5 protein-coding genes are annotated in these 14,783 nt (G+C 35.8%); all 5 read left to right on the top strand.

Annotated features, from left to right (window positions below):
- Positions 1-2 precede the first annotated feature (2 nt).
- From QY331_10015 to QY331_09995, 5 genes are read left to right on the top strand one after another with little or no spacing between them, the layout of a single operon-like run.
- The gene (locus QY331_10015; GenBank protein WKZ68288.1) at positions 3-3,749 is read left to right on the top strand and encodes a two-component regulator propeller domain-containing protein; all 3,747 of its coding nucleotides are present in this window, start codon (positions 3-5) and stop codon (positions 3,747-3,749) included.
- Positions 3,750-3,788: 39 nt separating this feature from the next.
- Positions 3,789-4,157 carry a response regulator gene (locus QY331_10010; protein ID WKZ68287.1) on the top strand — a complete coding sequence of 123 codons (369 nt, stop codon included), beginning with the start codon at positions 3,789-3,791 and terminating at the stop codon, positions 4,155-4,157.
- Between the two features lie 47 nt (positions 4,158-4,204).
- Entirely contained in the window at positions 4,205-9,811 is a 5,607-nt protein-coding gene (locus tag QY331_10005) for a GAF domain-containing protein (protein WKZ68286.1), read from the top strand.
- A 10-nt stretch (positions 9,812-9,821) separates the two neighbouring features.
- On the top strand, positions 9,822-10,973 hold the full coding sequence (locus QY331_10000) for a SpoIIE family protein phosphatase (protein WKZ68285.1): 1,152 nt from the start codon (positions 9,822-9,824) through the stop codon (positions 10,971-10,973).
- A gap of 24 nt (positions 10,974-10,997) precedes the next feature.
- On the top strand, positions 10,998-14,672 hold the full coding sequence (locus QY331_09995) for a SpoIIE family protein phosphatase (protein ID WKZ68284.1): 3,675 nt from the start codon (positions 10,998-11,000) through the stop codon (positions 14,670-14,672).
- Positions 14,673-14,783 lie beyond the last annotated feature (111 nt).

Genomic DNA, 14,783 nt, shown 5'->3' with positions numbered 1-14,783 from the left:
TTTTGAAAAATATCAGAAATATAAAATTATTGCTAATTGCCTTATCTTTTATAGGCGGGACGCAACAGAGCTTCAGTCAAACTGCAAACGCGTTTGAATCTATTTCAATTAAAGACGGACTTTCTCACAATGAAATTTGGGCTTTCGAGCAAGATAAATACGGTTATATGTGGATTGCTACCGCAGACGGATTGAATAAGTATGACGGTTATTCATTTACTATCTATAAAAATGATCCGAACGATTCAACTTCTATTCCCGCAAATCTTGTATCGTATGTGTTGGAAGATAAAAACGGAGTTTTATGGATATCTACCAGTAACGGCATTGCAGAGTTTGACAGGAGAACCGAACAGTTCAAAAGTTATCGCTTTGCAAACTCGACGAGAGAAAATGCGAATTTTGTTGCTTCTTTATATGAAGACTCAAGAGGAATACTTTGGGTCGCCTGTACAGATGGCATTAAAAGTTTTGATAGAAAAACTAAAACATTTAAGTCGTATGAAGTGTTACGACGTGATAACACGATTGCAGCTCAATCTGCTCCGGCATACACTCTTGTAGAATCACCGGTTGGTGAACTCTATGTCTCTTCGATTGCATTCGGTCTGATGAAATTCGATTATGAAAATGATCTTTTTGCAATGTTAAAATTAAAAGATGATTTTCAAAAGAAACTTCAATTCAGTGTAGTATTTTCAACATTGTACGACAGCGATGGAAATATTTGGTATGGATCGCGCAATGGTCTTTATAAAGTTGACCCAAAACAACTTACTGGTGAAGAAGTTTTCAATCCTATATTGGGTAGAAAATTTGCAAGTGCTTCAGCATTGTACGAAACAAAGAATCGTGAAATATGGATTGGAACATTCACTGACGGATTATTCCGTTACTCATTAGATACCGGCAAATTTGACCGGCTGCCTAATCAAAGCAGGGGACTTTATGGTTTTTATACCGACAAAACCGGCCTGCTATGGATGGGGTCCTTCCAAGGCATTCTTAAATATAATTTTGATAAAGCTCCTTACGAACTTTATACGTTAGAAACTTCCGGTAACGACTCTAAACCAATGATTATTAGTTTCTCATTATCAAACTATGAGCCGGATAAAATGTGGTTGGGCTCTAATATGGGATTATATTTATTCGACAGAGTTCAAAAAACTTTTGTTAAAAATTCATCTGCATTGAATCGTATTAATAGTATCGGTGAGTTAATGATTGAGGATGTTGTTGAAACTGCTAACGGAAAATTATTCTTGGGTACAACACGTAACGGATTAATTGAATACGATCTTAGCAACGGAGCTATTAAAAAACACTTGCCGGTTCAATACAGCCGAACAAGCATTCACTTTGGAGATGTAAACGTTCTTCTAAATGATTCAAAAAAAAGATTATGGATCGGACAAGTTAACGGTTTAAGCATATTGAATGATGACAATAAAACCTTCACCCGGCTTCCAAACTTTGAGCACAGACAGTACAGTTTAGACTTACTCTCGTTTCTAAATAAATTAAGAGATTCAAGATCACCTTTATCGCAAATAATTGAGGTAGGTGATTATGCAGACCTTTCAAAGGAATTTGTTATAGCGGAAGATTCTTACGTTTTAATTTCCGGGATAGGAGAAGGCAATCGTCAATGGGGTATGGTTGATTTCGGAAGTCTGGAATCTACAGAAGGTGGCACACTTTGGACAATGAAAGAACTTGAATCTACATTCAAGGCGAGTGGTGCAGTTAAGAACCGACAGCAAATCGGAATCATTAAGCTGCAAAAAGGAAGATACAAATTGAATTTTTTAACCGATGATAGTCATTCAGTCGCTTCGTATAATCAAGTTGCTCCGCAGGACAGTCTCTATTGGGGCATTGAACTTTATTCTTTATCTAACGACGAGTATTCAGAGTATCATCCAATACTATCAGAAGATCAAAATCGAACTTATATGGTTGGGACTAATGTGATGTCGCTATTTGAGTCATCGGATAATAAAATTTGGGCTGCTGCTTTTGGTGGTTTAAGTGAGATTGATCCTGAAACAATGTTCATTAGGAATTATACAACAGGTGGAGATAGCGGTCACTCAATAAGCAACGTATCTGTTCACGATGTTTGTGAAGATAGCTTTGGAAATATCTGGATAGCCACAGAAGACGGATTAAATAAAATTGATAGAGAAAAAAATGTAATCCAAGTGTTCCGTGAAAAAGATGGTCTTCCCTCTAGTAATCTTCGCGCTCTTGTATTGGATGACGATGGTAATCTATGGGTAAGCAGTATTAAAGGAATTTCAAAAGTAGAAATCAATGACAGTTCCAAAGCTCCTATTTTTATTAATTACGATGTTCGCGATGGATTGCAGGGTTATACATTCATCGGAAATGCTGCGATAAAAGATTCAAACGGGAAATTGTACTTCTCCGGTCCGGATGGATTCAATGCATTCAAACCTGGAACTACTGATAAATCTTTACCAAAAATTGTTTTTACAAATATTTCTGTTTCGAATAAATCTGCCGACAATTTATTTAATGATCTTCTTGAGACAAAAGATCTAGACGAAATCGCTGAACTTAATCTTGCATATAATCAAAATGATATTTCTTTTGAATTTTCATCTGTTCATTTTGCCAGACCTGATAAAAACCGTCTCCAATATAAAATGGAAGGTATTGATGAAGAATGGCACGACGGATCAAGAAGAATAGCAACTTATACAAATTTAGATCCCGGTGATTATGAATTTAAAGTAAGAGGATCAAACGGTGATGGATTTTGGACCGAAGAGCCGAAAACCATCAAGGTGTCAATAACACCCGCTTGGTGGAATAATACTTACGCTTATATCGGTTATGGATTGATTTTCTTCGGTTTCCTTTTTGGTGTAAGAAAATTTGAAATGGAAAGACGTTCGAAGATGAGTGAATATAAACAGTCCAAACTGAGAGCCGAAGCAGCCGAACTAAAAGCAAAAGCAGCCGAAGCGGAAAGAAAATTACTTGAAGCGGAAAATGAACGAAAGTCCAAAGAGCTTGAAGAAGCACGCTCGCTGCAGTTGTCAATGTTACCGAGAGAATTACCTCAATTACCGAATCTTGATATTGCAGTCTATATGAAAACCGCCACAGAAGTAGGCGGAGATTATTACGACTTTCATGTGGGCATGGATGGCGTACTAACAGTTGTTCTAGGCGACGCAACCGGGCATGGTATGAAAGCCGGCACTATGGTAACAACTACCAAAAGTTTATTCAATGTTCTTGCGCCTAACCCGAATATTGTAGAGACATTTCATGAAATGACGAGATGTTTAAAATTGATGCACCTCGAAAAACTTTCAATGTGTATGTCTATGTTGAAAATCGCGGGTGGTAGAGTTCAAATGTCATCCGCAGGAATGCCGCCGATATTTATTTATAAAAGTGATGAACGCGTAATTGAAGAACATGTAATTAAAGGAATGCCGCTGGGCACGATGCAGGATTTCCCATATGTGCTTAAAGAATCCGAAATAAATTCGGGCGATTCAATTTTAATTATGAGTGATGGTTTCCCGGAATTATTGAATGATGAAAAAGAAGCATTCGGATATAAAAGAGTAAGAAATTTATTCGAAGAACATTCGGCAAAATCTCCCGAAGATATAATTAGTGTTCTGCGGAAAACCGGAGATGATTGGATAAATAATCGTGAGCCGGATGATGACATAACTTTTGTCGTAATTAAAGTAAAATAATTAATAAAACTTTGTGAAATTATTAAGAGGGATGTATCAATGAAGATAATGGTAGTTGATGACGAAAAAGATATAAAGTTACTATTCGAACAAAGGTTTAGAAAAGAAATAAAGGAAGGAAAACTTGCTTTTCTTTTTGCATTCAGTGGTGAAGAAGCAAAGGATTATTTGCAATTGAACGGAAGCGAAAACCTCAATCAAATTCTCTCCGATATAAACATGCCGGGCATGAACGGTTTGGAATTATTGAAGTGGATAAAAGATAATTATCCCGAGTTAAAAGTCGCCATGATTACAGCCTATGGCGATCAAAATAATTACAAACAAGCTGTTGAATACGGTGCCGATGATTATATGACTAAGCCGATCGATTTTGTACAGCTCAAGGGAAAAGTGCTCCCTCAATAGTGAATCAATAATTACCAAAAATAGTAAACCAATTTAATGGAAAAAGGATGAAAGCAGCTACACAAAAAACGAATGTAATATCGGATGAGAATGAATTACTTAAAAAACAATTAGCTCAAAAAGAAGCCGAACTTGCTATCATTAGTACCGTAAGTGAAGCAATCTCGCAGCAATTGAAAATAGCTGATATTATAAAAATAATCGGTGATAAAATTCGGGATATTTTTAAGTCGGAAGTGACCGAAATTCTATTATTAGATCCGTCTACTAATATGATTACAGTTCCCTATTCTTTCTACCGAGAATATCAAATAGCAGAGCCGTTCCCTTTAGGTGAAGGATTAACATCTAAAATAATTCAAACCGGTAAACCTTTAGTGCACGGAACGTTTGAAGAGGGAGTAAAACTTGGAGTTCTTGTTCAATCAGAAGAAGAGAAAACCGAAACTTATATAGGTGTTCCAATTATTGTTAACAATAAAGTTATAGGTGTTGTTAGCATACAAAGTTACAAGCAGTATGATTACAGTGATGAAAAAGTTCGTCTTCTTTCAATCCTTTCGACTAATATGGGAATTGCACTTACAAATGCAAAACTGTTTGATGAAACGAATAGACTACTGAAAGAAACAGAACAACGGACCGCGGAACTAGCCGTTATAAATAGTGTACAGCAGGGTCTGGTTGCCGAAATGGATGTGCAAGGTATTTATGATCTGGTCGGGAATCGTTTACGCGATTTGTTTGATGCACAAGTTACAGGTATTTATACTTTCGATCAGGAAAACGAGACAGAACACTTTATGTATTTATTTGAAGACGGTGAAAGATTATATCCTAAACCACGCCGGTTAAATGAAATCAGAAAGTGGATAATTAATAAGGGATCTCATCTATTAGTTAATGAAAATGCCGATGTAAAAATTTATGAATTAACCGGTGAAAGACATGCGCCGGTTCCCGGAACACGGCTGCCTAAATCTTTACTTTTTGTACCCCTTATAGTCGGTAATGAAGTAAGAGGTTGCGTTAGTCTTCAAAATCTGGATAGAGAACATGCTTTTACCGATGCGGATGTTCGACTACTTACCACGCTTGCAAACAGTATGAGTGTTGCGCTTGAAAATGCAAGACTGTTTGATGAAACTGTTCACCTACTTAAACAAACCGAACAGCGAAAAGCCGAACTGGCGATTATCAATAGCGTTGGTGAAGCAATGTCAAAACAATTGGATATTAATACAGTTACCAAGATTGTCGGAGATAAAATAAAAGAAATATTCAAAGCGGAAGTAACTGAAATTCTTTTGTTAGATCATGAAGCCGGAGTTATAAATGTCCCGTATTCTTATTACAAAGGATACCAGATTGTCGAACCATTTGAATTAGGAGCGGGTTTAACTTCGAAAGTTATTAAATCAAAAAAACCGCTTCTGCTTTTAAACTTCGAAGAACAAAAAAATTTCGGTGCTATAGTTGATGCCGGTATTGGCGAAGCGGATATTACCGAAACTTATCTCGGTGTTCCAATCATGTTTAATGATAGAATTCTTGGAGTTGTTAGTATCCAGAGTTATGAAAAGAATGCATATGATGATAATAATGTTCGGCTTCTATCTACTTTATCAAGTAACATGGGTGTAACACTTCAAAATGCAAAACTTTTTGAAGAGACAAAAAGATTATTAAAAGAGACCGAACAACGTTCAGCCGAACTGACAATTATTAATAGTGTCGGCGAAGCAATGTCTAAGCAGCTTGATGTTTTGACGGTTACAAAAATAGTCGGTGACAAAGTAAAAGAAATTTTTAATGCCGAGGTTACGGAAATTCTTTTAGTTGACGAAGAAACTAAAATGATCGAAGTTCCTTACTCATACTATAATGGGTACCAAAAATTTGATCCTTTCCCGCTCGGAGAAGGATTAACTTCAAAGATTATCAAATCTCGAGAACCTTTAGTATTTGGTTCTTTGGAAGAACAGGTTAAAAACGGTGCACTAACATTTTCGGAAGAAGATAAAACCGAATCTTATATGGGAGTGCCGATAGTATTTGAAGGAAAAGTACTTGGAGTTGTAAGTGTACAGAGTTATAAAAAGAGCGCTTATGATTCTAATAATGTGCGGCTTCTATCTACTCTATCAACAAATGTTGGTGTAACACTACAAAACGCAAAACTGTTCGAAGAAACAAAAAGACTTTTGAGCCAAATGCAGCAGCGTAATACCGAACTCGGAGTTATTAACAGTGTTCAAGAAGGATTAGTTAAGCAAGTTGAATTGCAGGCGATTTATGATTTAGTCGGCGATCAAATTCATAAAATATTTGATACGCAAGTAGTTGCAATTGCTAGTTTTAATCATGATGACAATACCGAATCTTTTAATTATTTGATCGAAAAGGGGGAAAGATTTTATCCAAAAGGCAGAAAGTACGATAAACTTAGAGAACATCTAATAGAGAACAAAAAACTGATTTTGATAAATGAAAATTATTCAGAAGCTGCAAAAAAATACGGAATGAAAGTGGTGGAAGGAACAGAGATGCCCAAATCACTTCTCTTTGTTCCGCTTGTTGTCGGTCAAGTGGTTAAAGGTTATATCTCTCTTCAAAACATTGACCGCGAAAATGCATTCAGCGAATCGGATGTTAGATTATTAACAACGTTGACAAATAGTATGAGCGTTGCACTAGAAAATGCTCGCTTATTTGACGAGACAACAAAACTTCTCGAAGAAACAAAACAACAAGCAATTGAGCTCGGAATTATCAACAGTGTTGGAGAAGGTCTCGCAAAGCAAATGGATTTCCAATCTATAATTGATTTGGTTGGTGAAAAAATTCGAGAAGTATTCAACGCACAAGTTGTAAGTATATCAACATATGAGAAAGAGACTGAACAAATTCATCATCGTTATGCTGTGGAATTGGACAAGCGTTATTACTTCGATAAACCTCAAGCAATTGATTCGGATAGAAAAGAAATTATCGAAACCAAACGACCTTTGATTTTCGGTACCGCACAAGAAGTGATTGAACATAGTGGAGAAGAAGTGGTTGCCGGAGAAATGCCTGAGTCTTTTATGGGTGTTCCAATTATCCGTAATCAAGAAGTTACCGGTGTTATTACCGTTCAGGATATTCATAAACAAAATTTATACACTCAAAAAGATGTTCGACTTTTAATGACGCTCGCATCAAATATGGGTGTTGCTCTTGAAAATGCGAGACTCTTTGAAGAAACAAAACATCTATTAAACGAAACACAGCAAAGAAACGTCGAGCTTTCAATTCTTAATGCAATTCAAGAAGGATTAGTGATGGAAATGGATTTTAATTCCATCATTAATCTTGTCGGTAATAAATTCAGAGAAGCGCTTGGATTCCTGGATCTAGGAATTAGAATTTATGATAAAGAAAAAAATATTCTACACTTCCCTTATGAGTATGAGCATGGTGAAAGGTTATTTATAGATTCAATGGAACCTACACCACTATCGAAATACGTTCTTGAAACCGGTAAAACTCTTGTGCTCAAAAAAGCTACCGATGAAGAATTTGCTAAACTGGGAATAACAGAAGATACTACTATTCCCGGAACCGATTCAAGTAAATCACTTGTATTTGTCCCGATCATTGTTGGATCGGAAGCAAAAGGATTAATCCTAGTTGAAAACTATGAAAAAGAAGATGCCTTTAGTGAATCGGAAGTAAGATTGCTTACAACGGTTGCAAATAGTATGAGTGTCGCACTTGAAAATGCAAGATTATTCGATGAGACAAACAGATTGCTTAAAGAAACAGAACAACGCACTGCCGAATTATCAGTGATCAATAGTGTACAGGAAGGTTTGGCAAAAGAACTTGATATGAAAGGAATATATGAACTTGTCGGTGAACGTTTATGTAGTTTATTCCCGGATTCTCAAACACTAGTTATTCGTTCATTCGATCATGATAAAGGCTTGGAAGAATGGCAATACGCAATAGAAAAGGGAGTAAGATTAGAAGTTGCACCACGTCCATTCAATTGGGCGAATAAGTTAATGATAGAAACAAAGAAGCCCTTAGACATAAGAGAAAATTATATTGAGACGGCACAAAAGTATGGTGGCAAAGGTGTAACAAAAGGAAAGCCGCCTAAATCTGCAGTATTTGTTCCCATCATAATAAACGATGTCGTGAGAGGTTCGATCAGTCTTCAAAATATCGATAAAGAAAATGCGTTTGATGATGCTGATGTTCGATTAGTTACAACTCTCGTTAACAGTATGAGCGTTGCACTTGAAAATGCGCGATTATTCGATGAGACATTGCGACTTCTTGAAGAAAGCAAGAAACGAACAGCGGAGTTAAGTACTGTAAATAGTATCAGTCAGGCGATTGCCGGTCATTTGGAAATAGATAAACTGATTAATCTTGTTGGTGATAAAGTACGCGATCTTTTCAACGCCAATATAGTTTACTTAGCTATGCTCGAAAAAGAAACTGACATAATTAATTTCCCTTATGGTTATGGTGAAGAATTCCCACCGCTTCCGTTAGGTGACGGATTGACATCGCATATAATTTTGAAAAAGGAGCCCCTCCTTATAAATAAAGAAGCTGAAAAGAAGACAGAAGAATTGGGAGTGGAGCGTATCGGAACTCCCTCAGCTTCTTACCTCGGTGTTCCAATTCCGGTCGGGGGTGAAATCATAGGTGTACTTAGTGTACAAAGTACTGAAAAAGAAAACGTTTTTAATGAAGATGATATGAGATTACTTAGTACTATTGCAGCACACGTTGGAATAGCCATAAATAATGCGAATTCTTACAAAGAATTGAACACAACTTTAGAAAATTTAAAATCTACTCAAGACCAACTTGTTGCACAAGAGAAACTTGCGTCACTCGGTCAGCTAACTGCAGGTATTGCACATGAAATTAAAAATCCATTGAACTTTGTTAACAACTTCTCTGAACTTTCCGTTGGATTGGTTGAAGAATTATTTGAAGAGTTTGATAAGCTAAAAGAAAAAATCAGTCAAGATTCACTTGAAGAAGTAAAAGAAATTTTAAGTACGTTAAAACAAAATTCGGAAAAAATTAAAGAACATGGTAAACGTGCCGATAGTATTGTTCATAGTATGTTGCAACATTCAAGAGGGAAGACAGGTGAAAAGCAGCCAACGGATCTTAATGCAATGCTTGATGAAGATCTTAATTTGGTTTATCACGGTATGCGTGCTCAAGACAGTTCTTTCAATATCAAAATCGAACGTGAATATGATAAAGATTTAAAACCAATTAATATCATTCCCCAAGATATGAGTAGAGTATTCCTAAATATTCTATCAAACGGATGTTATGAATCGCATCGTAAAAAAATGGAATTGAATTCAGATGAACCCGCAATCATAAAAGTTTCAAGTCATGAAAACGGCAATTTTGTTGAGGTGCGAATCAGAGATAACGGTCACGGAATTCCTAAAAAGGTTCAAGATAATTTATTCACACCGTTTTTCACTACAAAACCTTCGGGCAAAGGAACCGGTTTAGGATTATCTATAAGCTATGATATTGTCGTTAGAGAACACAACGGTGAAATTTTATTTGAAACTGAAGAAGGTAAATACACAGAATTTATAATTAGACTTCCCAAAAAATAACAGAAGAATTATGAACAACACAATTCCAAAAATATTAGTAGTAGATGACGAACCCGATCTTGAGTCATTAATTAAGCAAAAGTTTAGAAGAGAAATTAAGGAGGGGAAATACAATTTCTCTTTTGCGAATAATGGTGTTAAAGCTCTGGAAAAATTAAACGAAGACAAAGAAATTGAACTGGTTCTAACCGACATCAATATGCCGGAAATGGATGGACTTACTCTTCTTTCAAAAATAAAAGAAATGAATAACCCGCTTCTTCATTCTGTTATTGTTTCTGCTTACGGTGATATTTTTAATATCCGTACTGCTATGAACGGAGGAGCTTTTGATTTCGTCGTTAAACCCATCGACTTAAGTGATCTCGAAATCACAATTAAAAAAGCAATTGATAATCTTGGCACATTTAAAGAAGCGGTAAAATCTAGAGACGAACTAATTATTGTTCGGAAAGAGCTGGAAGAGGCGAGAACTCTGCAATTATCAATGCTTCCGAAATCAATTCCTCAAAACGGCAAACTTGATATCGCTGTTCATATGAAAACAGCAAGTGAAGTAGGCGGTGATTACTATGATTTCTCCAAGAAAAATGACGGTTCATTAAATGTTGCAATTGGAGATGCAACCGGACACGGAATGAAAGCCGGTATAATGGTATCCATAATGAAAACATTGTTCATTTCTGATTCGGATGAAATTGAGCTGGAAGATTTTTTTGATGTCTCAAACAGAACAATCAAATCTCTCAATCTCGGAAGAATGATGATGGCTTTTGCAATGTTAAATATAAAAGAGAACAAGATAAAGTTTATTAATGCCGCGATGCCTACAATATTCGTCTATAAATCGGCTGATAAAAAAGTAATCGAATATGTAAATCAAAGTATGCCGCTCGGTGCTTTATCTGAATTCGATTTCAATATAAACGAATTTGAAGTCGATTCGGGAGATGTAATTCTGCTATTAAGCGACGGATTGCCGGAATTGTTTAACCATAATAAAGAAATGTTTGGATATGAACGCGTTGCCGGTTTATTAGAAGAACATTCCGATAAATCCTCGAATGAAATTATTGAGACGTTAAAATTAAACGCAGCTGAATGGGCAGGTGAATTAGAATCCGATGACGATATAACCTTTGTTGTAATAAAAGTAAAATAATTTTAAAACTTAGCAGAACTATAAATGAAAATAATCAGAAATATATGCGTGATATTAATCCTCTTTTTTTGCATCGGTAATCTTTACTCACAAAATAAATACAAAACATTCGGCAATTCCGATATTGTAGAGTACAGAAGTAAGGATGGATTACCGTCTAGTAATTTTACAAAAACCGTAAAAACAAACGATGGATACATATGGTTCTCAGGTCCGGAGGGAACTTTTAGATTCGACGGTTATGAATTTGCATTTGTAGGTGAGGAATTTAGTATCCCCGAAATGCAGTCGATCTATTATGATTCAATAAAAGATATACTTTACTTCGCATCCCCGGATAAGTTTGCAACTTTTGACGGAGAAAATTTTAATTCATACGATGCTTCTTCCGGATATAAATTGAATGAAAACCAAGGACAGCTTATAAGTTTTGTAAAAGGCGACAGCAAAGGCAGAATCTGGGTCGGATCATATACACCATATACCGATAAAGTTTTCAATGGCTCACTTCTTTATTACGAAGCAGGAAAGTTTACATTATTTGATTCAGAGACATTCCCATTAGACAACGCAAGAAATTTTATTGAAACTCCCTTTGGCGATCTGATATTTACCTCTCATGGAAAGAATACACAAAACGGTGACGGTGCATACATTGCTCTTTATAAAAATAATGTGTTTACAAGAATCGATAATTCTTTCGGATTCAATTACATTAATTCATTTACTGGAGATGAATATTCTTCATATATAGATTCAGAAGGGAACACTTGGATTCCGTTCAGCGGGAATTTTGACTATGCTGGTTCTAAAGGTGCTAAAGGAACCGGTGTATTAATGTACGATGGAGATAGCTTCCATAATTATCCCGGTTTAGAATCTTATTTTAATAATGACTTAAGTGTTATCAGTGTGTTTTGCGATAACGTTGATAACAAAGTGTATGTAAATATTGATTATCTAACATCAACAGCTAAAAAAGTTTCTCCTTCCGACAAACCAATTCTTGAATTAAAAAATAATCGTTGGGAGCCGACAAAAATCATTGAACAAATATTAAGCACATCCGTCAACGATAAATCGAGTTCGAATTTTCAATATAATTTTTCGAGATTCTTAAAAAGTAAAACTCCGCCATATCTCTCCTTAATTTTTGGAACTAGTGGATTGTCGCTTAGCTCGGTTGATCCGACTCAATTTTTTTCGAAAACCCCGAATGGCTGGATAAAATATGATGCATATAACGGACTGCCCGTTCTAGATTTAGATAATAGTATTTTGATTTCAACCGCAAAGGGTATGGGCTTTCTAACACCAAGTAATTCAATTTTGCTTGAGAAAGAAAACGGTATTCTCGATCCTGATATTCAAATCCCCGATTTATACGCCGATCGAAATGGCTTAGTGTGGATAAATTATTCTTATACTCAAATTCCGGCATATGTTATTTTAAATAAGGTTGGAGTAAATGTGTGGGACGGAAGTAAAATTAAAACTCTCACCACTGATGACGGGCTTAAGAGTAACACGACTTTTTGTCCTTATCAGGACACCAATCTAAACGTCTGGATTCCTACGGATAAAGGACTTACTCACGTCCGTGAAATTCAAAATAGTGATAAAGAGTGGATCTTTAGATTAAAGTCTCTTCCTTCAAATAAACGTGCGGATTATAATGTTTCTGCCGTTTACGAAACCAATAAAAACGAAATATATGTTTATCAGAATTATGTTAGACCAAAATATGGTACAATAAACAAAGCTGATTTCTTTTTAGGAAAAATAGATGGCGATACCGTCATAGAAATCGAATCCCCGTTTAGTGAAAAATTTCAATCGATGCCGTATCAATTATATACTTTCCGCGATGATAAACAAGGACGTATTTGGTTGCAAGGTGAATTCGCCAAAAACTTTGAGGAATTATCATCAGCAAAATCAGAAATAAAAATATTTGACGGAAGCAAGTGGTTTGATCCACCGGCTGAGTGGAATGTCCCTAATCAACAACTTCATTTTGTAGGCGAATTAGATAACGGTGCCTATTATTTAACCGCCGGTCATTTCTATAATTTTAATGGAGAGAGATTTGTTGATCTTTCCGATAGCGTAAATCAGAATGCAGATTTTAGGATACTCAAAGGAGCTAGTGTAGCCGGAACTCTTACTCAGATTCAGTCCGGTAATTATCTCTATATAAGATTGAGAAACAGCGGACTGGCAATTTTTGACGGCACTCATCTTAATTTTTATACTCCAAGAAATAGTATAATCCCAACGGATATACACAATCCTATCGTTGATTATAGAGGGAATGTATTTTTTGGAAGCCAGAGCGGCACGTTAAGGTTAAGAGGTGAAAAAGTTGATCTGTATTATGATGATGAGAGAATTGCCGCCGGAGGCGCCGCATCTTCTGTTATGGATATGAACGGCAACCTATTAAAATTTTATTCCGGCGTTGGTATTCTGGTTGAAAAAAATATTGCTCAAAATGCTCCTTTAAAGATCACCAGCATTTCGGTAAATGATAAAGCATATCATTATAAATTTGCCGATGATTTTTCTTCTTCCGAGAATTCAATTTTATTTAATTATGCAGTATTGAATTTTAGTAATCCGGACCAAACTAAATATACACACATGTTGGAAGGTTATGATACTGATTGGTCAAGAGAATCAAATTTATCTTTTTCGGAATATCAAAATCTTCCCGCTGGTGGATATAATTTTAGAGTAAGAGCAACAATAGGCAGCGGCGAGCAGGCGAACGAAGCTTCTTTTGCCTTTATAATTAATCCTCCTTTATGGCAAACTTGGTGGGCTTACGGTTTTTATGTCATGGTATTTTTCGGGTTCCTCTATACACTAAGAGCGTTTGAGCTTAAGCGTCAAAGAAAAAATTCAGAAATAAAAGAAAGTCAATTACGAGCCGAAGCCGCTGAAGCACAAGCGAGAGTAATTGAAGCAGAAAACCAAAGAAAAACTCAAGAGCTTGAAGAAGCCAGAAAACTACAGCTTTCTATGCTGCCTAAAGAAATACCACAGCTACCAAATCTGGATATAGCAGTTTATTTAAAGACTGCCACAGAAGTCGGGGGAGATTACTACGATTTCCATGTTCATCTTGATGGAACATTAACCGTAGTTCTTGGCGATGCAACCGGTCACGGGATGATGTCCGGTATGATGGTCTCAATAATGAAATCTCTTTTTATGTCGGATAGATCAAGCAAAGACTTGAAGCCGTTTTTCCAAAATTCAAATCACTCTATAAAGGATATGCATTTAGGAAGATTGATGATGGCGTTAACTTGTGTTCAATTTAATTCAAACAAAATTAGAGTTGCAAATGCCGGGATGCCGCCGATTTTTATTTATCGAAATAATAAAAAGAGCGTTGAAGAAATTGCAATAAATAATCTTCCTCTCGGTTCAATAAAAAATGTTGATTACGATATTATTGAAGAAAATATTTACGCCGGTGATACGTTATTGATAATGAGTGACGGTTTTCCCGAGCTGGTTAATTCCGATAATAATATGATCGGATATACCAAAGCAAAAAATCTTTTTGAAGAAGTATCACATAAAGAACCCGAAATGATAATCAATCATTTGAATGCATTTGGAAATCATTGGACCAACGGTAAAGAAAATGATGATGACGTAACATTCGTAGTAATTAAAGTAAAATAAGAAGATGCATGCCCTCCGAAGTTGCTTTTTAACGTAGGAGGGGAAATAAATTTTGTACTATTTTTTATTACAATTCATTATTATTAATATAACATTAAAGGAGGACTCATA

The sequence above is a fragment of the Melioribacteraceae bacterium genome (genome assembly GCA_030584085.1).
Lineage (GTDB): Bacteria > Bacteroidota > Ignavibacteria > Ignavibacteriales > Melioribacteraceae > SURF-28.
The sequence above is the reverse complement of the archived record's forward strand: the minus strand, read 5'-3'. Positions and strand labels throughout refer to the sequence as shown.

Coding starts and splice junctions, on each gene's coding strand:
- QY331_10010 (WKZ68287.1), top strand. CDS start 3,789: ATGAAGATAATGGTAGTTGATGACGAAAAAGATATAAAGTTACTATTC.
- QY331_10005 (WKZ68286.1), top strand. CDS start 4,205: ATGAAAGCAGCTACACAAAAAACGAATGTAATATCGGATGAGAATGAA.
- QY331_10000 (WKZ68285.1), top strand. CDS start 9,822: ATGAACAACACAATTCCAAAAATATTAGTAGTAGATGACGAACCCGAT.
- QY331_09995 (WKZ68284.1), top strand. CDS start 10,998: ATGAAAATAATCAGAAATATATGCGTGATATTAATCCTCTTTTTTTGC.